At 65.3% G+C, this 22,440-nt stretch carries 24 protein-coding genes; 7 read left to right on the forward strand and 17 right to left on the reverse strand.

From position 1 onward, the window contains the following. Window positions 1-12 precede the first annotated feature (12 nt). Window positions 13-1,212: an FAD-dependent oxidoreductase gene (locus VN856_RS02225; protein ID WP_325685719.1), complete on the reverse strand. Its 1,200-nt coding sequence runs from the start codon at window positions 1,210-1,212 to the stop codon at window positions 13-15. Between the two features lie 184 nt (window positions 1,213-1,396). Between VN856_RS02225 and VN856_RS02230 the strand changes: the two genes are divergently transcribed. Together VN856_RS02230 and VN856_RS02235 are read left to right on the forward strand one after the other, a co-directional pair. Next, window positions 1,397-1,840: an SgcJ/EcaC family oxidoreductase gene (locus VN856_RS02230; protein ID WP_325685721.1), complete on the forward strand. Its 444-nt coding sequence runs from the start codon at window positions 1,397-1,399 to the stop codon at window positions 1,838-1,840. A gap of 12 nt (window positions 1,841-1,852) precedes the next feature. Then, window positions 1,853-3,121, forward strand: coding sequence for a hypothetical protein (locus tag VN856_RS02235; RefSeq protein ID WP_325685723.1), 1,269 nt, complete (start codon window positions 1,853-1,855; stop codon window positions 3,119-3,121). A 2-nt stretch (window positions 3,122-3,123) separates the two neighbouring features. Here the strand turns inward: VN856_RS02235 and VN856_RS02240 are convergent, their stop codons facing one another. The 6 genes from VN856_RS02240 to hsaA form a co-directional block, all read right to left on the reverse strand. Then, on the reverse strand, window positions 3,124-4,737 hold the full coding sequence (locus VN856_RS02240; RefSeq protein ID WP_325685725.1) for an FMN-binding glutamate synthase family protein: 1,614 nt from the start codon (window positions 4,735-4,737) through the stop codon (window positions 3,124-3,126). A gap of 78 nt (window positions 4,738-4,815) precedes the next feature. Further along, entirely contained in the window at window positions 4,816-5,169 is a 354-nt protein-coding gene (locus VN856_RS02245) for a VOC family protein (protein WP_325685727.1), read from the reverse strand. Between the two features lie 59 nt (window positions 5,170-5,228). Next, a complete protein-coding gene (hsaB, locus tag VN856_RS02250; protein WP_325685729.1) occupies window positions 5,229-5,792 on the reverse strand; it encodes a 3-hydroxy-9,10-secoandrosta-1,3,5(10)-triene-9,17-dione monooxygenase reductase subunit in 564 nt (187 codons plus the stop codon). Then, entirely contained in the window at window positions 5,792-6,691 is a 900-nt protein-coding gene (hsaC, locus tag VN856_RS02255; RefSeq protein WP_325685731.1) for an iron-dependent extradiol dioxygenase HsaC, read from the reverse strand. Before hsaC ends, hsaB begins: the two co-directional genes overlap by 1 nt. After that, window positions 6,691-7,563 (reverse strand): 4,5:9,10-diseco-3-hydroxy-5,9,17-trioxoandrosta-1(10),2-diene-4-oate hydrolase, encoded by an 873-nt coding sequence (gene hsaD / locus VN856_RS02260; RefSeq protein WP_325685733.1) that lies wholly within the window; start codon window positions 7,561-7,563, stop codon window positions 6,691-6,693. Before hsaD ends, hsaC begins: the two co-directional genes overlap by 1 nt. Then, window positions 7,563-8,747, reverse strand: coding sequence for a 3-hydroxy-9,10-secoandrosta-1,3,5(10)-triene-9,17-dione monooxygenase oxygenase subunit (gene hsaA / locus VN856_RS02265; protein WP_325685735.1), 1,185 nt, complete (start codon window positions 8,745-8,747; stop codon window positions 7,563-7,565). The genes hsaD and hsaA overlap by 1 nt, the downstream gene beginning before the upstream one ends. Window positions 8,748-8,890: 143 nt before the next feature. Here hsaA and VN856_RS02270 point away from each other — a divergent pair, with 143 nt between their 5' ends. Then, on the forward strand, window positions 8,891-9,958 hold the full coding sequence (locus tag VN856_RS02270; RefSeq protein WP_325685737.1) for a ferredoxin--NADP reductase: 1,068 nt from the start codon (window positions 8,891-8,893) through the stop codon (window positions 9,956-9,958). Between the two features lie 41 nt (window positions 9,959-9,999). Then, window positions 10,000-10,533: a hypothetical protein gene (locus VN856_RS02275; protein ID WP_325685739.1), complete on the forward strand. Its 534-nt coding sequence runs from the start codon at window positions 10,000-10,002 to the stop codon at window positions 10,531-10,533. Between the two features lie 13 nt (window positions 10,534-10,546). Here VN856_RS02275 and VN856_RS02280 read toward each other — a convergent pair whose 3' ends face one another. The 4 genes from VN856_RS02280 to VN856_RS02295 form a co-directional block, all read right to left on the reverse strand. Continuing rightward, window positions 10,547-11,221 (reverse strand): response regulator transcription factor, encoded by a 675-nt coding sequence (locus VN856_RS02280; protein ID WP_325685741.1) that lies wholly within the window; start codon window positions 11,219-11,221, stop codon window positions 10,547-10,549. Between the two features lie 84 nt (window positions 11,222-11,305). Continuing rightward, the gene (locus tag VN856_RS02285; protein ID WP_325685743.1) at window positions 11,306-11,683 is read right to left on the reverse strand and encodes a DUF732 domain-containing protein; all 378 of its coding nucleotides are present in this window, start codon (window positions 11,681-11,683) and stop codon (window positions 11,306-11,308) included. A 487-nt stretch (window positions 11,684-12,170) separates the two neighbouring features. Next, on the reverse strand, window positions 12,171-12,536 hold the full coding sequence (locus tag VN856_RS02290; protein WP_325685745.1) for a response regulator: 366 nt from the start codon (window positions 12,534-12,536) through the stop codon (window positions 12,171-12,173). Between the two features lie 81 nt (window positions 12,537-12,617). Continuing rightward, a complete protein-coding gene (locus VN856_RS02295; protein WP_325685747.1) occupies window positions 12,618-14,225 on the reverse strand; it encodes a GAF domain-containing protein in 1,608 nt (535 codons plus the stop codon). A gap of 158 nt (window positions 14,226-14,383) precedes the next feature. Between VN856_RS02295 and VN856_RS02300 the strand changes: the two genes are divergently transcribed. Next, window positions 14,384-14,908 carry a DNA starvation/stationary phase protection protein gene (locus tag VN856_RS02300; protein ID WP_325685749.1) on the forward strand — a complete coding sequence of 175 codons (525 nt, stop codon included), beginning with the start codon at window positions 14,384-14,386 and terminating at the stop codon, window positions 14,906-14,908. 7 nt (window positions 14,909-14,915) lie between these two features. Here the strand turns inward: VN856_RS02300 and VN856_RS02305 are convergent, their stop codons facing one another. Genes VN856_RS02305 through VN856_RS02320 form a run of 4 tightly spaced genes read right to left on the reverse strand, consistent with a single transcriptional unit; the run spans window position 14,916 to window position 18,775 of the window. Then, a complete protein-coding gene (locus tag VN856_RS02305; protein ID WP_325685751.1) occupies window positions 14,916-15,767 on the reverse strand; it encodes a type 1 glutamine amidotransferase domain-containing protein in 852 nt (283 codons plus the stop codon). A gap of 35 nt (window positions 15,768-15,802) precedes the next feature. After that, window positions 15,803-16,144 (reverse strand): hypothetical protein, encoded by a 342-nt coding sequence (locus VN856_RS02310; RefSeq protein ID WP_325685753.1) that lies wholly within the window; start codon window positions 16,142-16,144, stop codon window positions 15,803-15,805. Between the two features lie 45 nt (window positions 16,145-16,189). Further along, entirely contained in the window at window positions 16,190-16,657 is a 468-nt protein-coding gene (locus tag VN856_RS02315) for an adenylate kinase (RefSeq protein ID WP_325685755.1), read from the reverse strand. Between the two features lie 6 nt (window positions 16,658-16,663). After that, window positions 16,664-18,775: an acyl-CoA dehydrogenase gene (locus VN856_RS02320; RefSeq protein WP_325685757.1), complete on the reverse strand. Its 2,112-nt coding sequence runs from the start codon at window positions 18,773-18,775 to the stop codon at window positions 16,664-16,666. A gap of 282 nt (window positions 18,776-19,057) precedes the next feature. Between VN856_RS02320 and kstR the strand changes: the two genes are divergently transcribed. After that, on the forward strand, window positions 19,058-19,663 hold the full coding sequence (kstR, locus tag VN856_RS02325; protein WP_325685765.1) for a cholesterol catabolism transcriptional regulator KstR: 606 nt from the start codon (window positions 19,058-19,060) through the stop codon (window positions 19,661-19,663). 3 nt (window positions 19,664-19,666) lie between these two features. On the opposite strand, the gene VN856_RS02330 is transcribed toward kstR, so the two are convergent. Then, the gene (locus VN856_RS02330; protein ID WP_325685759.1) at window positions 19,667-20,740 is read right to left on the reverse strand and encodes a LacI family DNA-binding transcriptional regulator; all 1,074 of its coding nucleotides are present in this window, start codon (window positions 20,738-20,740) and stop codon (window positions 19,667-19,669) included. 58 nt (window positions 20,741-20,798) lie between these two features. Further along, window positions 20,799-21,533: an SDR family oxidoreductase gene (locus VN856_RS02335; protein ID WP_325685761.1), complete on the reverse strand. Its 735-nt coding sequence runs from the start codon at window positions 21,531-21,533 to the stop codon at window positions 20,799-20,801. 42 nt (window positions 21,534-21,575) lie between these two features. Here VN856_RS02335 and VN856_RS02340 point away from each other — a divergent pair, with 42 nt between their 5' ends. Beyond that, window positions 21,576-22,334, forward strand: a complete 759-nt coding sequence (locus VN856_RS02340) for a 5-oxoprolinase subunit PxpA (RefSeq protein ID WP_325685763.1) — start codon at window positions 21,576-21,578, stop codon at window positions 22,332-22,334. Window positions 22,335-22,440 lie beyond the last annotated feature (106 nt).

A 22,440-nucleotide genomic window follows, 5' to 3' on the forward strand; every position in this document is an offset into this window, starting at 1 on the left:
TGGTCGCCGACATCACCGCACCTCGGCGAGCGACCCGCGGCTGATCTCGGTCGAGATATCGCGATGGCTGACCCAACCGAGGAACCGTGTCAGCGCCCACGTCATCAAGCGGTCCGAGATGAGCGCGGCAGGCCGCAGCGCTGCCTCGCTGCGCGACACCTGCTGCATCGTCACCCAGGACACAGCTTTGACCTTGCGGCGCCGGGTTTTCTCGTACCTGCGCAGGGCGCTGCTGACATCGACGCCTTCGGGTAGATCTGACAGCGCTTTGCATAGCACCATCGTGTCCAGCAAAGCCTGATTGGTGCCCTGCGCGAGCGTGGGCGGCATCGTGTGCGCGGCATCGCCGAGCAATGTCACCGCACCGGTGCCGGCCCCGGGAATGGGGTGCCGAAAATGCGGAAACGGCGACGGGGCCAGATCGTCGTCGGTCAGAGTTGCGAGGACCTCATCGACCAGATCGGACCAGCCGGCGAAATGCGACCGGATCATTTCCATCGGTCGTTGCGGCCTGACAAAATCCGGCGACCAAGGCAGGTCGAACCACCACTGCAGAGCAGAACCGCCGGCGGGCCACAGGCCGAGATTTCCGTGCTCGCCGATCATCATCCTGGCGACATGCGGGTCGGGAATGCCGGGAAGGGTGACCAGGCCCTGCCAGCTGCACCATCCCGTCGACTTCGCAGCCGGCGCACCGACGACATTGCGGACAACCGAGTGCAAGCCGTCCGCGCCGATCAGCACATCCCCGTCGGCTGAGCTGCCGTCCTCGAAGTCGACCCGTACGCCGTTACCGTCATTCACGACCCGCGCGGCACGGGAATTGCAGCGGATGCGATCGACCGGAAAGCCGTTGAGCAGTCGTTCCAGCAGGATTCGACGCGGCACCATCCGAACCGACGCGCCCAGCCGGTTCACCATCGCGTCGAGGTCCATGGTGGCGAGCGGCCGGCCGGTGGATGTCATCACCCGCACGGCCGACAGCTGTTGACCGGCCCCGCTCATGTCGACACCGAGCTGGTCGAGAACCGTTGCGCCGTTGGACCAGATCGTCACGGCGCCGCCCCCGGCGGTCACGTTCGGGCGTTGGTCAAAGACGGTGACATCGTGTCCGTCGCGCAGCAATCCGCGGGCGACCGAAATGCCGCTCACACCCGCGCCGACAACCAGGATCCGGGATTTCAATAGACGGCCCGCCCTAGTCCTCTGCATGCCGCTCGTAGTCCCACCGCTCCAACCAGGCCTGGAGTCTCACCAGGCCGTACCCGAAGACGGGGGTGGCGACCCAGAAGTAGACCATCACCAGCGGACTCATCTCAAAACCCTTCTCAATCCCTATGCTCCTACCACGCGATACTTCGACGAAAGGTTCACCGCGGCGCCTAGCATCCCGGCCATGACGGACTTCGCGAATCTGCCCCCCGACGACCAGCAGGCGATCGGTAAGACGTTACTGACGCTGCTGGCGGGCTTCCGGAACCGCGACGCGGAGGCGCTGCACGCGGTGTATACCGATGACGCCGACTGGGTGAACGCCTTCGGCACGGTCAAACGCGGCCGCGACGAGATCGTCGATTATCTCAAGGGCCTATTCGCCGACGACAACTTCAACCGGGGCGAACCCGCGGGTCCGCCCGAGACCAGTTTCCGGGTGTTGACACCCGAGAACGTTCTGGTGTCTGCGCACCTGCGGATCAATGGTCAGGGGCTGGTCGGCGGCGGCACGCTCGACCGGGACATCTTCTCGCTGCGCGCACTGCAACGACAAACCGATGGATCGTGGTTGATCGTCTCGGAGATGTTCCAGGATGCGAATACCGAAACGACCTACGCGCAATGAGAAACTGGGCCGGTGAGCCTGGTGATCTCCGACCACGAGCGGGCCGCGCTGGCTGAGCTGGCACGGTTCCCGCTGTTCGCCGCGCTGACCGGCCGGCGATCGCGCCGGTTTCCGGTCGGCGGCAGGATCCCCGCTGGAGCCCTGGCCTACACCAGCCGACGGCCAGTTCAGCCGCTGTCGGAAGTCGAACGGGCGCTTATTATTTCGGTGACGGGCGGGGTTACCGGCTGGAATTTCGGGATCACACACCATCCCGGCTATGCGCCGTCGTTCCCGAACTACTCGGGCAGCGCGACAGGCCGGACCTTCCCATCGGCCGCGGGCTTCCACACCAGCCAGCTGTTTTTCACCGATGACACCGGCACCTACCTGCTACCCAGCCGCGACCAGCCGCCGCGCGAATTCGACAGCATCGAAGCGTGGATCAGCCACACCGCGAACTCTTACGTGCAGATCTCGGACACTCGCCTCGAACTGCCCCGCGAAGAGCCGTACATGGAGGGCCACAACACCTGGATCGGCAATCACCCGGGCAGCCTGCTGGCCTTCCCGGCAGCCGACCTCGCCGAACACCTGATGGAGAACCTGTGGTTCTTCGCGGCCAACGGCTACCCGATCACCGACGACATCAATAGCCGCAATATCCCTGATCTGGAACGCTTTTCATCGCTTTCACACGCCGACGACCCGCTTCCGCTGTCCTTCGTCGAGCAGTACACGATCACAGAGGCTAGTGCGGAACTTGCCATCGCAGCCAACAACGGGGTGCTGGCCTTGCAGGCGATGGGCCTCGGCGGGTGGACGTACGACGGGCTGGACCGGTTGTCCGTGCTGGGCGGATCCGGCGATCCGCGGGCGCCTGGGCTGGGTTTCGTCGCCGACAACGATGAGCGGTGGCCATTCCCCAATGTCACCGGGTTACCCGGCTATTTCGAGACGCTCAGCCCGCCGCACGTGCCGTCGATCGCTGCCGGGGTGGAGAAGCTGGTGGCTCGAAAGTTCAATCCCGGCGGGCCATTTCACCCCGACACGCCAGGGCCGTGGTCAGATAGCAGGAAGGTGCGTGGGTCGGCCCTACCGCCGGAAGGAATCCAAGAATTGGTGACCGCCGAGGCGTCCTACATCTACGACACCTTCGGCAAGCTGCCGGGCACGATGCCGACCGTTCACGTCCTGATGTACCTGCAGGCGCAACATCTCGACACGGATTTCTACGACGAATTATTCGGCCCTGGCGCCTATTTGGGTACCCACGCCGACCACCAGACCCGCTGGCACTGACGCTAGACCGGACTGTCCGCGTTGAGCCTGGTGCCCGCGGGCGCGTAGGTGTCTGGGTCGGCGACCTCCCAGTCCGCCCGCCAACTGGCCGGCGCATGGTTGAGCAGCGCTCCGGGCTCGAGCCATTCGTAAAGCTCTGCATAGGAACGCTGTTCGGTGGGTGACACCCGCTTGCGCAGCATGTGCGGATTGAGCATGGACAGTTCTGAGACGCCCATCGAGGCCATCATCCGCATCGCCTGCGCGACGGTGGCGCGCTGGTAGTTGTACACCCGTTCGCTCTTGTCCGCGACGTCGAGAGCACGGGCCCGATACGGATCCTGGGTGGCCACCCCGACGGGGCAGTGGTTGGTGTGGCACCGCTGCGATTGGATGCAGCCCGCGGCCATCATCATCGACCGGGCCGAGTTGGTGTAGTCGGCGCCTTGGATCAGCCGCTTGATGATGTCGTTGCCGGAGGCGACCTTGCCGCCGGCCCCGATTCGGATCCGATCCCGCAAACCGGTTCCCACCAACGCGTTGTGCACGATCATCAGACCGTCGGTGAGCGGAAGTCCGATGTTGTCTTCGTACTCCAGGGGCGCGGCAGCCGTACCGCCCTCGGCGCCGTCGACGATGATGAAGTCGGGCGTCACCCCTTCGGCCAGCATCGCTTTGCACGTCGCCAGCACGTCGATCCGTGAGCCGACACACAGCTTGAAGCCAATCGGTTTGCCGTCGGCCAGTTCACGCAACCGCGCGACGAACCGGATCAGTTCGCGCGGGGTGTGGAACGCCGAGTGCGCGGCCGGGCTGACGCATTTCTCGCCGACCGGCACTCCGCGGTAGTCGGCGATCTCCTGGGTGACCTTGGCGGCGGGCAGCACGCCGCCAATGCCGGGTTTGGCGCCTTGGCTCAACTTGATCGAGATGCATTTCACCAGCGGATGAACGGCTTTGGCGCGGAACATCTCTGGATCGAATGTGCCCTCATTGGTGCGGGCACCGAAGTAACCCGAGCCGATTTCCCAGATCACGTCGGCGCCACCAAGGTGATACGGAGTCAGCCCACCTTCCCCAGTGTCGTGGGCGAAGCCACCCCGGCGGGCGCCGTTGTTCAGGGCGCGTAGCGCGTTGGCGGACAACGCCCCGAAGCTCATCGCTGAGACGTTCATCAGCGCCATGTCGTAAGGCTGCGTGCAATCCGGTCCGCCGACGCGCACCCGGAACGGCTCGGCGGGCGGCTCGACCGGCCGCGCCGAATGAACCAGATACTCGTAGCCGAGCTGGTCGATGTCGCGCTCGGTCCCGAAAGCCAGCTCGGCCGCAGTTCCCTTGGACCGTTCGTAGATCAACGATCGAACGTCGCGGTCGAAGGGGCGTCCGTCGAAGTTCCGCTCGATGAAGTACTGCTGTATCTCGGGCCGCAGCGCCTCCAGCAGGAAACGCAGATGCCCGAGGACCGGATAGTTCCTCAGCACCGAGTGCTGACGCTGAACGAGGTCGTAGACGCCGATCACCGCCACCACCGCGACGAGCGCAGCGGGGATCCACCAGACCCAGGTCAGGAGGATCGCCGGAATCACCAGCGCCGCGGCAAGGACCGTCACCAGAGCGACAGACACAAAACGGATCAATGCAGCCCGCCTCCCGCGACCGAATGTTCACCGCGAGCGTAGCGGGTAGCAACAAACCAAGCCGCAGGCCGCGGCACCTCAGTAATTGACGCGAAAGCCGCCGATCAGCGTGATCGTGTTCCCGTCCGGGTCGCTGAGCGCCGACAGGCGCACGCCCTTGTTGGCGTCGACGATCTCGCCGGGTTCGAGACCACGCCGTTTCAGGTCGTCGATGTGGGCATCGAGATCCTGGACCGCGACGTTGACGAATGTGAAGCCGGCACACCGGTCGTTGTCGAACACCTGCACCCATCCGCCGGGAACGACTTGCCACTCCACCACTGTGGGCATCGGGTTGTTGTCGGGTGCCCGCCCGAACAACGCCTCGTACCAGCGACGACTTTTGTCCAGGTCGCTCACCGGCACCGCCGCCAATACATGCTCGATTGCCATGTTCTCCCCTTCGATAGCTTCATAGGGGCAGACCCGTGGGGCGGGCCGGAGTCATCGCGCTACAGCCAGGTGTCCTGGGTGGTCGTGGTGAGAAACGCTTCCAAGTCGTCGCGCCACTGCGCGGGCGTGGTCTTGTCCGGCTCGATGCCGGTGTAGTCCCCGCGATAGAACAGCAGGGGCCGCGGCTTGATCTTCGGCACTTCGGACAGCGACTTCACCGCGCCGAACACCACGAAGTGATCGCCGCCGTCGTGCACCGAGGCCACCGTACAGTCGATGTAGGCCAGCGACCCGTCGATGACCGGTGAACCGAGTTCTGAAGGCGCCCAGTCAATCCCGGCGAATTTGTCCGGTTCCTTCGAGCCGAAGCGGGCCGAGACGTGCTGCTGGCTCTCGGTCAACACGTTGACGCAGAAATTCCCGCTGGCCTCGATCGCCTTCCAGGACCGCGACACCTTGGTCGGGCAGAACAGCACCAGCGGAGGGTCTAGTGACAGCGCCGCAAAGGATTGGCAGGCGAAACCGACCGGCACGTCGTCGTGCACGGTGGTGATGATCGTGATTCCGGTGCAGAACTGACCCAACACACTGCGGAAGGCGCGGGCGTCGATCTGCTCGGACATTACTTGAAGCCGACGCTGAAGTCGTGCCCCCAGAGGCTGATCGCGGTGCTCTCTCGGGCAACCCAGTCGACGTCGTCGACTTTTCTTCCCTCGCAGCCGAATTCAACGTCGAACCCGCCGGGTGTCTTCATGTAGAACGACAGCATCAGATCGTTGACGTGGCGGCCCAGGGTGGCCGACATCGGCACCTTGCGCCGTAGCGCCCGGTCCAGGCACAGCCCCACGTCGTCGGCTTCTTGCACCTCGACCATCAGGTGCACGATGCCGCTGGGGGTCTGCCCGGGCATGAAGGCCAGGCTGTGGTGACGGGGGTTGCAGCCCAGGAACCGCAGCCAGGCCGGCGGCCCGTCGGCGGGCCGGCCGACCACCTGGGGCGGCAGTCGCATCGAGTCACGCAGCTTGAAGTCCAGCACGTCGCGGTAGAAGTGCAGTGTCTCAACGTCGTCGCGCGTGGTGAGCACCACGTGCCCCAGGCCCTGCTCACCTGTGACGAACTTGTGCCCGTACGGGCTGACGACCCGGCGGTGTTCGAGTGCGGCGCCGTGGAAGACCTCCAAACCGTTGCCCGAGGGATCGGAGAATTTGATCATCTCGTCGACGCGACGGTCGGCCAACTCGGCGGCGGTGGCCTCCTTGTACGGCGTGCCCTCGACATCGAGCCGGTTGCGGATCTCTTGCAGGCCTTCGGCATTCGCGCATTCCCAACCGGCCTCGGAGAGCCGGTCATGCTCACCCGGCACGATCACCAGGCGGGCCGGGAAGTCGTCCATCCGCAGGTAAAGGGCACCCTCGGTGCTGCCCTTGCCCTCGACCATGCCGAGGACCTTCAGGCCGTAGTCGCGCCAGGCTTGCATGTCGGTGGCTTCGATGCGCAGGTAGCCAAGTGAACGGATGCTCATCACGCACCTCCTAGGAAGTCGATGGTCAGCTTGTTGAATTCGTCGAACTTCTCCACCTGTGCCCAATGCCCACACTGGCCGAAAATGTGTAGCTGCGCACGGGGAATCGTCTTGAGCGCCACCAGAGCACCGTCGATCGGGTTGACCCGGTCCTCGCGGCCCCAGATCAGCAGCACCGGCTGACGCAGTTTGTAGACCTCGCGCCACATCATGCCGAGCTCGAAGTCCGCTCCGGAGAACGACATCCCCATCGCTCGGGTGGCCGTCAGCGACTCGGGCGTGGAGGCCAGTTCGAAACGCTGGTCGATCAGCTCCGGGGTGATCAATTTCTGGTCGTGGACCATGACCCGAAGGAACGCCTCGAGATTCTCCCGGGTCGGCTCGATCGAGAACTTGCCCAGCCGCTTGACGCCCTCGGTGGGGTCGGGGGCGAACAGGTTGACGCTCAGCCCGCCCGGACCCATCAGCACCAGCTTGCCGGCCTTGTCCGGGTAGTCCAGCGCGAACCGGACCGCGGTGCCGCCGCCCAGCGAATTGCCGACCAGCGGAACACGTCCCAGGCCCAGGTGGTCGAAAAGACCCTTCAGCGCCCTGGCCGCGTAGTGGTTGAATTGCCCGTGCTCGGCGCGTTTGTCGGAGTGACCGTAGCCGGGCTGGTCGACGGCCAGCACATGAAAGCGCTGCGCCAGCACCGGAATGTTGCGGGAGAAGTTCGTCCAGCTCGCCGCGCCGGGTCCGCCGCCGTGCAGCAGCACAATCGTCTGCTCTTTGCCGACGCCCGCCTCGTGGTAGTGCAGCTTGAGCGGACCGTCGACGTCGACCTCGACGAACCGCGAGGTGGACTCGAAGGTGAGTTCTTCCGTCGCCGTCATCAGACCATGGTGTCGCCGGGCGGCAGCCCGAACTCGTGGTTACCGAAGATCTGGTAAGCCCGCTCGGGGTCGTTGGCCGCGTGCACCCGCCCGGCGTGCGCATCGCGCCAGAAGCGTTGCACCGGTGCGTCATTGGCCAGCGCCGTGGCACCGGAAGCCTCGAACAGCCGGTCGACCGAGGCGATGGACCGTCCGGTGGCGCGCACCTGGTCGCGACGGGCGCGGGCACGCAGTTCGAACGGAATCTCCTTGCCCGCCGACAGCAACGCGTACTCATCGCTGACGTTGCCGATCAACTGTCGCCACGCGGCGTCGATGTCGCTGGCCGCCTCGGCGATGCGGACCTTGGCGAACGGATCATCCTTGGCCTTCTCGCCGGCGAACGCCGCACGCACCCGCTTGCCCTGGTGCTCAACGTGCGCGTCGTAGGCGCCGTATGCCATGCCGACGATCGGCGCCGAGATGGTCGTGGGATGCATTGTGCCCCAAGGCATCTTGTAGACAGGGGCGGTGTTGTTCTGGTAACCGCCGGCGGTGCCGTCGTTCATCTGCTTATAGGACAGGAACCGGTGCCGCGGCACGAACACGTCCTTGACGACGACGGTGTTGCTGCCGGTGCCCTTCAGGCCCACCACGTGCCAGACGTCGTCGATGCGGTACTCGGTGCGCGGGATCAGGAAGCTGCCGAAGTCGACCGGCCGGCCGTCCTTGATCACCGGACCACCCAAGAAAGCCCACGTGGCGTGGTCACACCCCGACGACCAGTTCCACGAGCCGCTGACCAGGTAGCCGCCGTCGACGACGGTGCCCGCGCCCATCGGCGCGTAGGACGACGAGACACGCACTGCTGTGTCGTCGCCCCAGACCTCGTCCTGGGCCTGCTGGTCGAACAGCGCCAAGTGCCAGTTGTGCACACCGATGATCGAGCTGACCCAGCCGGTGGAACCGCACGCGCTGGCCAGTCGGCGGACCGCCTCGTAGAACACCGCGGGGTCGCACTCCAGGCCACCCCATTGCTGGGGCTGCAGCAACTTGAAGAAGCCGATCTCCTGAAGCTCGCTGACCGTGGCGTCCGGCAGTCGGCGCAGGTCCTCAGTTTCCTGGGCGCGCTGCCGCAGCTTGGGCAGTAATTCGTCGATGCTGTCTAGGACCGACTGGGCGTCACGTTGTTGAATGGACGTCACTGGTTCCTCCAAAGGTGGCTTACGTAGACAAAGACTAGAACACGTTCCGATTCGTGTCGAGCAGCGTGTTCCTGCGGCTGGTAGCGATACTGATCGACCTTTCTGTAACCTGTTCTAGTTATGACAAAAGGAAGGGCGGGGTTGTGACGGGCACAATTCCCGATGAGCCGCTCGGCAGCCACGTTCTCGAACTGGAGATAGCCGACGTCGTCACCGAGACCGAGGACGCACGCTCGCTGGTGTTCACGGTGCCCGATGGCGCTCAGATACCGGCGGAGCGGCTGCGCTATGCCCCCGGCCAGTTCCTGACGCTGCGGGTGCCCAGCGACCGCACCGGCTCGGTCGCCCGCTGCTATTCGCTGTGCAGCTCGCCGTTCACCGACGAGGCGATGACCGTCACCGTAAAACGGGACAAGGACGGCTACGCGTCGAACTGGCTGTGCGACCACGCTCACGCCGGGATGCGGATTCACGTGCTGGCGCCGTCGGGCACATTCGTACCCAAAACCCTCGACGACGACTTCCTGCTGCTGTCCGCCGGCAGTGGAATCACGCCGATCATGTCGATCTGCAAGTCGGCGCTATCCGAAGGTGGCGGGCAGGTGGTGTTGGTCTACGCCAACCGCGACGAGCGGTCGGTGATCTTCGCCGACGCGCTACGCGAACTCACGGCGAAGTATCCCGACCGGCTGACCGTCGTGCATTGGCTGGAGTCACTGCAGGGGTTGCCGTCGGCCACCGCGCTGGCCGAACTGGCCGCCCCGTTTACCGACCGGCAGGCGTTCATCTGCGGGCCGGGGCCGTTCATGGAAGCTGCCCGCGAGGCGCTCGACACCCTGAAAGTGCCTGCGGCGCAAGTACATCTCGAGGTGTTTAAGTCGCTGGACAGCGACCCGTTCGCCGCGGTCAAGATCGAGGACGATGGCGACGAGCCCCCGGCCACCGCGGTCGTCGAACTCGACGGCCAGACCCACACCGTGACGTGGCCCCGCAAGGCGAAGCTGCTCGACGTGCTGCTGGACGCCGGCCTGGATGCGCCGTTCTCGTGCCGCGAGGGCCACTGCGGCGCCTGCGCCACCACCCTGCGCAACGGCAAGGTCAGCATGGAGGTCAACGATGTGCTGGAGCAGCAGGACCTCGACGACGGGCTGATCCTGGCCTGCCAGTCGCACCCGGATACCGATTCGGTCGAAGTCACCTACGACGAATAGCTGCAGCGTAGGTTCTGCTCAGGCTAGCGAGAGGATGCGGGATGAAACGGCTGGTGACAGCACTGGCAGGCGTCGGTGTGACGCTGGCGCTGACGCCGCCGGCGCTTGCTCCGGCAGCCAGCAACACCGCCACCTCACTGATACCCCTCAATGACGGCAGCCAGCTGGAAACCCGCGCCACGCTCGACTGCCACAGCGCGAACGGCAGTTGCGACTTCACCGTCGCCGCGGACCGCAGGACCGGCGATGCCGTCGACGGATTCCCGCACGACCTCTGGTCGCGGCAAAGCACCGACATCCGCTCGATGGACCGCACGCTGTACCTCGACGTGCACGCCACCGCGCAATACGACCGGGTGTTCAAAGAAGGCGGGAACGACAACGTCACCACGATCTACATGGGCGAGGGACCGCTGGAGAAGTATCAGACCACCGGGCGGATCGACGCGACCGATTGGCACACCGGCCAGTCCCGTACCAATGTGCCGGTCATCATGTGCACACACATCCAGGTGGTCTACGGCGGAAACAACATCACCTCGCCGAGCACCTGCGCGCAGGCCACCTTCTCCTGAAATCGCTGCGTCTTCAACGGGACTCGAGAAAGGTGATCACCGCTCGAACCCGGCGGTGATCGTCGGCGGTTTCAGGCAAGTTCAGCTTGCTCAGGATGCTTCGCACATGCTTCTCGACGGTGCCTTCGGTGAGCCACAGTTGACGGGCGATGCCCGCGTTGGTGCGACCCTCCGCCATCAGGGCCAACACCTCATGTTCGCGCGGACTGAGAACAGCGAGCGGATCTTCGCGTCGGCGGCCGGAAACCAAATCCTGGATGAGGGCCGGATCGATTACTGAGCCGCCGTGAGCGATCCGCTGTAGCGAGTCGATGAATTCCGCCACATCGGTCACCCGACTCTTGAGCAGATAACCGATGGCATGACCGCTGGACAAAAGCTCCACCGCATGCTCGACCTCGACATGCGCCGACAAAACCAAAATGCCGATATCGGGCAACTCACCCCGGATGACTCCTGCCACGTCAAGACCTTCGGTGGTGTTGGTCGGCGGCATACGGATGTCGACGACAAGCAAGTCCGGGTTTTCCGCACGGACCAGGGCGAGGGTTTCGGTGGCATTGCCGGTCTGGCCGACAACGATGAATCCGGAGCGCCCGAGCAGGCTCGACAGCCCTTCCCGTAAAAGGACGTCGTCGTCAGCCACGATCACGCGTAGAGCGTCGCTCTTGCCGGCGTCCACACCCATGCGGCCCCGTCCTCTCGGCCATTCGACCGATCACATCTTGCTACGGACGCACCGGGAAAGTCACTGACCGCAACGATTGACCGGTTAGCCGGTGCTGTACGCCCAGTAGTCATAGGCGCCGGGCACCGGGCAAAGGTCGTGGTATGCGGCCAGCACGAAATGAGCGGCTTCGTCGGTGGTCAGCTGTGGATAGTCGCGCACCAGGCCCGCGGCCACCTGAGTGCCCTGGGCATGCTGATTCCACAGTTGCCAGCACACGTTGTAGCCGTCTTCCAGCATCGCCGGATCCGTTCCGGTGACGCCCGCCGCCCGTGCCGCGGCCAAGAAGTTCTGAGGTGTGGGGGGTTGCGACACCGGGCTGGCGCCAGCCGGCGCCGCCAGGCCCACGGCAATGGCGGCTCCAGCGGCTCCGACGAGGACCTTGGCCAACCTCAGTGGATTGGTTATCCGGTTAGTGTTCATATCTGTTGTCTTCCTTTAATTTTGGTGTTTTGACAAAGTCGTGGCCAAGGTTGACTGTTCGGCTGGATTTGTGCGTGCTCCGCCATGGGCGTACGCGCCCGGTCCAAGCCCGATCAGAGACATCCAGAAAGCGACGGTGATCGCGACCAATAAAGCGGTGGCAAAGAGGTGCCGAAACAGCTGCCTGCGGTGGGGGTTTCCGGCTTGAAGGCGCAATGACTGATGCCCGCGATCGACATGGTCACCGGATCCACCCGCCGGAAATTCGGCCATCTTCGGTTGCCGTACCGCGGAATTCAGCTGCGTTGACGGTATTTCGTACGCGTAGCTCTTCATAGCTGTCAGCGTCGCGCGGTATGCGCAGAAAGTCTTCGCGGCTAACGCCCAATGACCATCCCGGTTAGCAGCAGTTTGCCACTACCGGCTAGCTGCAATGAGCTCGGCGGTGAGTAGCGCACATCACAAAGAAAGGCGTGAGACTGGTGAATTACTTGCTTTTACCGAGGCGACCGAGGGCTGCAGTGATCGCACTGACGGAAAGCGCTGACTTGGCGAGGAAACCTGTGGCGGGGCTGGTTTCGATCATGTCCGTCAGGTCGGGCTCGGCGTGGGTAGAGATCAGTATGACCGGGGCCGTTGCCGCGCCGTCGATCTCGTGAAGCGCCTCCGCGAGATCGAAGCCGCTTTCTTCTCCGATATTCACATCGACGAGTGTTACGTCAGGTCGCAGCTCTTGGACGGACCGGAGCCCGTCCGCGTTCGTCGATGCCACACCTACAACGCGCGCTCCCTGGTGTTCAAGCAGCCGTCTCGCCGAGTCGAGGAATTCCGGGTTGTCGTCCACGATGACCACCCGGATCGACTTAACTGGTGACTCCACAGCACCATTGTGGCCACGGACGCGGCCAGCCGGCATTCCCGCTAGCATCCATGTTCACGTCTCGAGCGGCACTAGTTCGCTGGACTGCCCATTGGGCGACTTGTCGGGCCCGAGGGGAATATTCACCACTAGCGACGTGCCGTCGCCGAGACGACTCGTAATGGCGACCTGACCTCCAAGGGCCTCAACCCGGTCCACCAAGCCGATGAGTCCAGACCCGTTGCGAGTGTCGGCTCCCCCAATCCCGTCGTCGCGAATCGAAAGACAAAGCTTGTCGTCCTCGGCTTTGACGGCTAGCTGCACCAGGGACGCCTCTGCATGCTTCGCGACATTCGTAAGTGCCTCTGCCACAACGTAATACCCCGCCACCTCGACATGATCAGGTAAGCGCCTGGGTACCGCTACATCCAGTTCCACCGGCACCGCGCACCGGCGCGCGAGTGTCTTCAGCGTCGGTCCGAGGCCTCCTCGTGACAGGATCGCCGGATGAATACCGCGGGCGAACTCCCGTAGTTCGTCCGAGACACCGACCAAACCGGTGACGACATCGGAAATCTGTTCGTGCAGCGTCGGCTGGTCGGGCGAGACGGACTCCTCTGCCAGGCGCAGCTTGAGTCCCAGTGAGATCAGGCGCTGTTGAGCACCGTCATGCAAATCCCGTTCGATGCGCCGCCGTGTCTCGTCAGCGGCCGCGACGATCCGCGCTCGTGACGCTGTCAGTTCCGCACGCGCATTGGCATTTGCAATCGCAACGGTGATGAGGTCGGCGAAGTCGCTGACGCGTTGTTCCGCGCTGGACGGAAAGGCGTCGGATCGAGACGAACCGGCGATGGCAGCTCCCCAGACCTGGCCGCCGGCCACGATCGGAGCTCCGACGGCTGAACGCAAACCCAACGCCCGGATGCGCGCCGCTGCCGATCCGGGAGCGTAGTCGTGGCTATCCATTCGTGCCACGCGGCCGGTTCGCCACACCCTTGCCGCAACACTCTCGCCGTCGAGCGAAAATCTCTCGCCCACAGGCATTTTCCGAAGACCCGGCTCGTCGGCCGCTGCAAGTAACAGAGCCGTGCCGTCAGGCTCGTAGCGGAACAACGCCGCGTTTTGGACATCGAGACAAATAGCTAACTCCGCAACCACGGCTGAGAACACTTCCGATGGCGGAACGTTGCGCGCGACCAACGTCGCCACCCGGCGCAGCGCGGCCTGTTGCCGTGCGGCGAGATCGGCTTCGTGTCGGCGCCGATCGGCTTCGATGGCGCTTGCTCGGGCCAATCCGGCCAAACTATTGCACAACACCGCGACGACGAAAAAGACGCCGACGACGACCCAGTTCTCCAGCTGGTAGAGAACAAAGCCGTCCGGCCAGTGCCGGCAATAGTCGAAGGCCACGGCGCTGGCCAGTGCGGTGATCGCCGCTAATCCGAACCCCCAGACCGTTCCGACCAGCAGCACCCCCAGCAGGTACACCGTGCCGAACGCCATGGTCGGAGCAAAGTATTTGAGCACAACGACAAGGGCGGTCTCGACGGCGATCAACGCCGCAGCCGCGATGAGGCCTTGCCAGAGCGGCGGAGGGGTCGGCCGCACGAGCCGCGGCATGATCCGCTTGCCCAGGCGTCTCGGTCGGTCGCTCGTGGCCTGAGCGATCCGCTGCTCTGTCACATGATCGGCGTAGCACGCGCGATGGTTCTGCCGCAATATTGTCGGCGAAGTGCCGACAAAGCCTCCAGCTAGCCGTAACCAAAGGTTCCGGTTAGCTGCAATCCCAGTGTGGTGTCAGCCGCAATGGCACCGGTTCCCCTGGCCGCAATCATCGAGGCATGACTACAACAGCCCAACACCCCACAGCACACACGAATGGCGGTAGCCGGCGGCGCGCGGACCAGGTGCGCGTCTTCCAACCGCCACAGCGGCTTGTGCAGAACCTCCAACTGATCCTTGTCGACCTCATCGAGCTCCATTTGCAGGGCAAGCAGGCCCACTGGAACGTCATCGGTGCAAATTTCCGCGACTTACATCTTCAGCTCGACGAATTGGTCGACTTCGCCCGCGAAGCCAGCGACACCATCGCCGAGCGGATGCGCGCGCTCGACGCGGTGCCGGACGGCCGGTCGGACACGATAGTCGCCACTACCAGCCTGCCCCGCTTTCCAGCCAACGAGCAAAGCAGCACGGACGTCGTCAGCCGCATCACGACGCGGATCTATGCGACGGTCAACACCATGCGCACCGTGCATGACGCGGTTGATTCCGACGACCCCACCACGGCGGACATCCTGCATGCGCAGATCAACGCATTGGAAAAGCTTGCGTGGCTGATCAAATCGGAGAACCGCAGAGCCTAGGCTCGCGTCAAAGCTTCTGCGACAACACGTTTGCGAACGTGTGGGTGTCACCCGGCCAGCGGGCTGACACATAGGAACCGTCGTCGACGACGAATGCCGGGCGTGAATCGGTCGCGGTGTCGCGGGTCATCCCCGAGGTCTTCATCCGCCAGTGCGGCGACCCCCGCTCGACATCGCAAAAATCCCCGGGCGTTTTCAGGGCACGGGTGACTTCGGACTGCACCGACATGTATCCCGAGGGCTGGCCGCGTTGCTCGCGGTAGGTGCGGTAGTAGTCGCGGTCCCAGAACCGGGTGAGCCGGGTCAGATTCCACGCGGTGCGCTCCAACGCCCAAGTCAGCGCGGTAGTGCGGCGCCCGTACAGCACTGAATGACCGGTCTTGGGGTCAACGCTGCGGGCGGCCAGCAGCACACCGTGGCAGATCGCGCCCACAACCAAGCCGCGTCCAAACGCGTCGACGACCAGCCGGTGCAGGGCCTCGCTGTCGATGTAGGAGCGCATGCCGCGGGCGCGATGTCCCCCGGGCAGCAGCAGCCCGTCGATCCCGTCGAGTGTGGCTTCCGCCCAGCTGGACGGGTTCTGGTATTCGGGTGAGCTCAGCATCTCGCGGTGGGCACCGCGCGCGTCCTTGTTGGCCCGCAGCGCTCGCCCCACGACGGTGATCGCGCCCAATACCGGTAGCGCCGACCAGATGTCCAAGCCGCGGCCGGTGACCATGATGTCGTCGGCGATTCCGGGTGCACCGCTTTCGGTGGCGAAGACGACCTGGTGGCCGTTGGCGCGCAGCACTTGCCAACTGACCGCGACCTCGGTCGGGTCGAAGTCGCGGTCCGGAATCGGAATCAGCACGGTACCCATCGGTAGTGCCTGAGCTTACGGCCTGCGCCCCTCGACTATCCGCCGATCCCGTTATCGAGACCGAGATGGGTGATGAAATACCAAGGGACGCCGAGCAGCTGGACTCCGGCGACGAGCACCACGGCGGTCGAGGCGGCGAGCAATCCAATGGCACGCATCCGGGTGCCGATCGGGGAGAAGGCAAGCACCAGAAATAGCGGAACGAAACCGAACTCCACCCACATGAGGATCCGTTTGGGCGTCTCGACCGCTTTGTCATAGTCGGTGAGATGGCTGTCGGGAAAGCCGGTCAGGTACAGATCCCAGGCCGCTAGGAGGGTTAGCCCCAGCGCGGCGAGGGCGGCTACCACGCAGGCGACGATGACAAGGGCCCTCATGGGCACAGCATATGAACATGGCATGCCCCCGTGCGACTTTGAGCCCTACAGCCCTTTGGCTTGGGCGAGGAACCGACGCACGTCGCGCGGGTGTCGCAGGACGTGGAGATCGGCATCGCGGGCATGGGCCGCTACCGCTGCCATCACGCGGGGAAGACTGCGGCGCCGATAGGTTACCAGCCAGCGCCAGAACACCAGGTTCTCGTGAGATCTCCGCGCGGCTCGCCACGCGCAACGCCACAGGGGGAAGTTGAGCAGGACGACGGTGTCGGCTGCCCGCAGGCGCACATCTGGCGCGTCGTAGGGCCCGAGGTCGCCGTCGAGAATCCACCGTTCTGCGCTTATCAGATTGCGCTGCAGCGCCTTCCACTGTTCCATCGGCAGCGGGTTGAGATCACGTGACCAGAAGTGCTCATCGAGCTCGATCACCGGCAACCCGGTCAACGCTCCGAGTCGGGCGGCCAGCATGGACTTGCCCGCGCCGCCACGTCCGAGCACGACGACCCGGTTCACCGGCACTTACCGCGGCAGGCCCAATAGCCGTTCGCCGGCCAGCGTGAGCAGGATCTGCTCGGTGCCGCCGGCGATGGTCAGGCAACGGGTGTTGAGGAAATCCTTGACTCGCTTGTCGAAGGCGATGCCGGATCCCTCGCTGAGATCCATCCGGAATTCGGCCAGCGCCTGCCGATATCGCACGCCAATGAGTTTGCGCACACTGGATTGGGCGCCGGGGTCTTGGCCGCCCACCGCGAGCTGCGCGATGCGCTGGTCGAGCAGCGAGCCGACCTGCGCGGTGATGATCAACCGTGCCAACTGATCTTGTTGCGCGACATCGAGATTCGCCTTGGCAGCTTCGGCCAGCAGCTCCTCCATCGGATTGCCCAGCGCCGTACCTGCGGCCATCGCGACCCGCTCGTTGGCCAGCGTGGTACGCGCCAGCCGCCAGCCGTCGTTGACCGTCCCGACCACCATCTCGTCGGGAACGAACACCCCGTCGAGGAACACCTCGTTGAACAACGCGTCGCCGGTGATTTCGCGCAGCGGCCGGATCAGGATGCCGGGCGAACTCATGTCGATCAGGAAGTAGGTGATCCCTTTGTGTTTCGGAGCGTCGGGGTCGGTGCGAGCCAGGCAGACACCCCACTGCGCGTCGTGCGCCCTGGATGTCCACACTTTCTGTCCGGTCAGCTCCCATCCGCCGTCGACCCGCGCCGCTTTGGTACGCAGCGACGCCAGGTCCGAGCCGGCTTCTGGCTCGGAAAACAGTTGACACCAAAGGATTTCGCCGCTCAGGGTGCCCGGAACGAAACGCTCCACTTGCTCAGGCGTGCCGTGCTCGAGGATGGTCGGTGCCGCCCACCAGCCGATCACCAGGTCAGGCCGGATCACCCCCGCCGACGACATCTCCTGATCGACCAGCAGCTGCTCGGCCGGTCCGGCGCCGCGCCCGTACGGCGCGGGCCAGTGCGGCGCCAACAGCCCCGCCTCGGCGAGCTTCGCCTGACGCTTGTCATCGGGCAGCGAGGCGACATCGGCAACCGCGTCGGCGATCTCGGGGCGCAGGTCGGCGACATCGCTCAGGTCGATGCTGAGGTCACGGCGTACGCCGGCCGAGGTCAGCTCGGCAGTTCGGCGCAGCCAGCGTGCGGGCCCCCCGAGGAACTGCCCGATCCCGTAGGCCCGGCGCAGATAGAGATGTGCGTCGTGTTCCCAGGTGATTCCGATGCCGCCGAGCACCTGGATGCAGTCCTTGGCGTTGGCCTTGGCGGCGTCGATCCCGACGCCTGCGGCGATCGCGGCGGCGATGGACAGCTGGCGATGATCCCCGTCGTTGGCGGCGCGGGCGGCATCGGCGGCGGCGACCGCCACCTGCTCTGTGCGGCAAAGCATCTCGGCGCACAGGTGTTTGATCGCCTGGAAGCTGCCGATCGGTTTGCCGAACTGCTCGCGCACCTTGGCGTAGGCGACGGCGGTGTCGAGCGTCCACCGGGTGATCCCCGCGGCTTCGGCGGACAGCACGGTGGCGGTCAGGTCGGTCACCCAGTCTGCGGGGGCATCCAGCACGCTGGCCGGCGCAGACGTGAACACGGCGCGAGCCAGCGGCCGGGAGAAGTCGCTGGCCTGCAGCGCCTCGACCGCCACGCCCTCGGCAGTCGCGTCGACGAGCAGCCACCTGTCGCCGGCCGGTACCAACAGCAGACCGTCGACGACTCCGCCGAGCACGAACGGCACCGTGCCCGAGGCCCGCGATGCCGCCGCGTCGAATTCCACGTCACTGCGTAGTGCGACTCCGGCGGTGCGCTCCCCCGCGGCGAGAGCCTCGCGCAACTGCGGGTCGGACACCACGAGAGTGGCCAGCGCGGTGGTCGCGACCGGGCCTGGCACCAGGGCCCTGGCGGCCTCTTCGATCATTGCCGACAGGTCTTCGATGCTGCCGCCGGCCCCGCCGCACTCCTCGGGGACCGCGACGCCGAACAAGCCCAGCTCGGCCAGGCGAGCGAAGACCGGCTGCCAGGCGTTCGGCTCACCCTGCTCGATATCCCTGACCGCTGCGCTCGACCCGGACCCGGTCGCCCAGTCGCGCACCAACTCCCGCGCCGCAAACTGTTCGTCGGTGATGGTCGTGGCCACCTGAACTCCTCGATCGACCGGAAAAGGCGCTGCCGAGACGCAACGCACAGCACTAGAACGTGTTCTAATAGTGCCAGTGTTCGATCGTCAAGTCGAATGCCATCGCAGCAGGACATCCCGGTGTCCCGGCGGCACGGAGGTGGGAGATTCGCGCTCGGCATGCGTATCGTTTCGAGCGAGGACGCGAGAAAAGGAGTTGTCCGTCAGATGTCGTCGCCAGCGAACTCCAACTCGGGGCAACCGTCGAGTTCGGCCCCGGCGCAACCTCGTGAGGTGATGAACGTGGCGGTACTGGCCGAGTCGGAACTCGGTTCCGAAGCACAGCGGGAACGTCGCAAGCGGATTCTGGACGCGACCATGGCCATCGCCTCCAAGGGCGGCTACGAAGCTGTTCAGATGCGTGCGGTCGCCGACCGCGCGGATGTCGCCGTGGGGACGCTGTACCGGTATTTCCCGTCGAAGGTGCATCTGCTGGTGTCTGCGTTGGGTCGCGAGTTCGAGCGCATCGACGCCAAAACCGACCGCTCCGCGCTGAGCGGCGGAACGCCGTATCAGCGATTGAACTTCATGGTGAGCAAGCTCAACCGAGCGATGCAGCGCAATCCGCTGCTCACCGAGGCCATGACCCGCGCTTATGTCTTCGCCGACGCGTCGGCGGCCGGCGAGGTCGATCACGTCGAGAAGCTCATCGACTCGATGTTCGCCCGCGCCATGAGCGACGGCGAGCCGAGCGAAGACCAGTACCACATCTCGCGGGTGATCTCGGATGTGTGGCTGTCGAATCTGCTGGCGTGGCTGACCCGACGGGCCTCGGCCACGGACGTCAGCAAGCGGCTGGATCTGGCAGTGCGACTGCTGATCGGCAACGGGGACACCGCCCAGGTCTGACCCTCAGGCCGGCGGCCCGGCGGTACGACCGCGGATCAGCTGGGTGTCCAGCACCTCGATCGTGGGGTTGATATCGCCCTTGTGCAGAAGTTGACCCGCGCGGCGGCCCTTCTCCAGACTCGGCTGCGCAACCGTGGTCAAACCGCGGCTCATCGCCTCGGGCACACCGTCGAAGCCGGTCACGGTCATCTGGCCGGGCGCGTACCTTCCGTGTGCGCGCAGATAATCCATTGCGGAGATGGCCAGCACGTCGGCGGTGCACATCAACGCGGTGATCCGCGGGTTGGCCCGCAGCGCGATCTCGGCCGCGACGCCACCGGAGGCGGCGGTGTGCTCGTGGCTTTCGACGACGGTCAGCGAATCCGGGTCGAGGCCCGCGGCGGCCATCGCCTCGCGGACGCCGCGGATACGCTCGCTCTGCACGTGAAAGGTGGATGCCCGCAGACGTTTGGGATCCGCCAACCCCTGGTGACGGTCCCGGAGCAGCCGCATGGTCAGCAGCCCGATCTCGCGATGCCCCAAACCGAGCACGTAATCGGCCATCTTGCGCATCGCCGCCTGATCATCGATGCCCACCTGCGATGCGCCGGGCACGTCTTTGGGTTGGTCGACGACCACCAGCGGCAGCCGCCGTTGCAACACGACCTGCAGATAGGGATCGTCGCCGGCCGCCGAGTACACCACGAACCCGTCCACACCCGCGGCAAGCACGGACGCCGTTCCGTCGGCGACATTCCGGTTCGGGCCAACCGCCACCAACAGCAGCCCCTGACCGAACTCTTCGCACGATTCTGCAAGTCCTGCAACGAAGTCCAGCGCGGCGGGATCGCTGAAGGAATAGGTGAGTGGTTCGGTGATCATCAGACCCACCGCACCTGCCCAGCGAGTGCGCAGCGACCGCGCCACCGGGTCAGGCCCGGGATAACCCAATCGTTTGGCCGTTGCGAGCACGCGTTCACGCAGCGCGTCGGAGAGCTGATCGGGCCGGTTGTACGCGTTCGAGATCGTGGTGCGCGAGACTTTGAGCTCAGCCGCCAGCGATGCCAGGGTCGCCCGGCGTCGCGGCAGGGGGCTCATTCTGTGAGGCTACCGGGCGTTGCGAGGGTAAGCGTGTGGTCGCGGCGTTTTCCGACGCCTAAGCCTGGGCGGTGGGACGCACGACGATCTCGCCGACATCGACGTCGGACGGCTGCTCGATCGCGAAGGCGATCGCTCGCGCCACCGCCTCGGGTGCCATCGCGATGACGTCTCGCCGCTGCTCCAATTCGGCCCGGGCGACCGGATCGGTGATCGACTCGGCGAAGTTCGTCGATGTCATTCCGGGCGAGATGATCGTCACCCGAAGGTTGTCGCCCGCTTCCTGACGAAGACCCTCCGATATTGCGCGGACCGCCATCTTGGTGCCCGCGTAGACCGACTGACCCGGGGTGACGCGGAAGGCCGCGGTCGAGGCGGTGTTGACGAAATGCCCAGAGCCCTGGCTACGGAACACCGGAAGCGCCGCCGCGATCCCGAACAGGACACCTTTGAGGTTGACGTCGACCATCGCTTCCCAGTCGTCGACGCAGTGCTCGTCAAACGGTGAGACGGGCATGATGCCCGCATTGCTGACCAGAACATCGAGCCGGCCAAAGGTGTCAACGGCCAGCGATACCAATCCCGCCAGGTCACTGCGACGGCTGACATCGGTCACCTTGGCGACCGCGTCACTACCGGATGCCGACAGCCGGGCGGCCACTGCATTCAACCGGTCGGCGCGGCGCGCACCCAGCACGAGTTTGGCCCCGCGTTCGGCAAGCAGGTCGGCGGTGGCCTCGCCGATCCCGCTGCTGGCTCCGGTGATCGCCACTACCTTGCCGTCAATCGCCACAGGCCCGAAGCTACGCGCGGATCCACGCCTAAGCTAACGACCGTGGCCTGCATCGACCTCAACGCCGACTTGGGTGAAGGCTTCGGCGTCTGGCAGCTCGGAGATGACGACGCGATGCTCGGCATCATCACCAGCGCCAACGTAGCGTGCGGTTTCCACGCGGGCGACCCGGCCGGCTTGCTGTCGGTGTGCAGGCTTGCCGCCGAGCGGGGTGTACGCATCGGCGCGCAGGTGAGCTATCGCGACCTGGTTGGCTTCGGCCGGCGCTTCATCGACGTCACACCTGAGGATCTGCTGGCCGACGTCGTCTATCAGATCGGCGCCTTGCACGGGCTGGCGCAGGCGGCCGGCTCCGCGGTGTCTTACGTCAAACCCCATGGGGCGCTGTACAACACGATCGTGACCAACCGCGAACAGGCAGCCGCGGTCGCAGAAGCGGTGCGAACGGTCGACGCCGGACTACCGGTGCTGGGCCTGGGCAACTCGGTCTTCTTCGACGAAGCACGGCAGCGCGGGCTACGCACCGTGCCCGAGGCCTTCGCCGACCGCGCCTATCGGGCGAACGGCCAACTGGTGTCGCGGCGCGAACCCGGCGCGGTGCTCAATGATCCGGCCGCGATCGCCGAGCGAGTGCTGGCCATGACGACCGCCGCAACCGTGACCGCCGTCGACGGATCGACGGTCGCCTTGCAGGTGGAATCGGTGTGCGTACACGGTGATTCACCCGGCGCGGTGCAGATCGCATCGGCCGTCGCCGACCGGCTGAAGGCCGGCGGCATCGAGTTGAAGGCGTTCTGCTGATGCCGCTGCGAATCGGACGGCCGGATCTCGCGCGGCACTCGCACCGCTTCAGCGTGCCGGTCGCCGGCCCCGATGCAGCGCTGACGGTGACGTGGCTGGGAGTCAC

Source organism: Mycobacterium sp., assembly GCF_035603715.1.
Lineage (GTDB): Bacteria > Actinomycetota > Actinomycetes > Mycobacteriales > Mycobacteriaceae > Mycobacterium.

Bases quoted from the DNA above. Each gene is read 5' to 3' on its own strand.
- VN856_RS02225 (WP_325685719.1), bottom strand. From the start codon at position 1,212: ATGCAGAGGACTAGGGCGGGCCGTCTATTGAAATCCCGGATCCTGGTT.
- VN856_RS02230 (WP_325685721.1), top strand. From the start codon at position 1,397: ATGACGGACTTCGCGAATCTGCCCCCCGACGACCAGCAGGCGATCGGT.
- VN856_RS02245 (WP_325685727.1), bottom strand. From the start codon at position 5,169: ATGGCAATCGAGCATGTATTGGCGGCGGTGCCGGTGAGCGACCTGGAC.
- hsaB (WP_325685729.1), bottom strand. From the start codon at position 5,792: ATGTCCGAGCAGATCGACGCCCGCGCCTTCCGCAGTGTGTTGGGTCAG.
- hsaC (WP_325685731.1), bottom strand. From the start codon at position 6,691: ATGAGCATCCGTTCACTTGGCTACCTGCGCATCGAAGCCACCGACATG.
- hsaD (WP_325685733.1), bottom strand. From the start codon at position 7,563: ATGACGGCGACGGAAGAACTCACCTTCGAGTCCACCTCGCGGTTCGTC.
- VN856_RS02275 (WP_325685739.1), top strand. From the start codon at position 10,000: ATGAAACGGCTGGTGACAGCACTGGCAGGCGTCGGTGTGACGCTGGCG.
- VN856_RS02280 (WP_325685741.1), bottom strand. From the start codon at position 11,221: ATGGGTGTGGACGCCGGCAAGAGCGACGCTCTACGCGTGATCGTGGCT.
- VN856_RS02285 (WP_325685743.1), bottom strand. From the start codon at position 11,683: ATGAACACTAACCGGATAACCAATCCACTGAGGTTGGCCAAGGTCCTC.
- VN856_RS02300 (WP_325685749.1), top strand. From the start codon at position 14,384: ATGACTACAACAGCCCAACACCCCACAGCACACACGAATGGCGGTAGC.
- VN856_RS02305 (WP_325685751.1), bottom strand. From the start codon at position 15,767: ATGGGTACCGTGCTGATTCCGATTCCGGACCGCGACTTCGACCCGACC.
- VN856_RS02310 (WP_325685753.1), bottom strand. From the start codon at position 16,144: ATGAGGGCCCTTGTCATCGTCGCCTGCGTGGTAGCCGCCCTCGCCGCG.
- VN856_RS02330 (WP_325685759.1), bottom strand. From the start codon at position 20,740: ATGAGCCCCCTGCCGCGACGCCGGGCGACCCTGGCATCGCTGGCGGCT.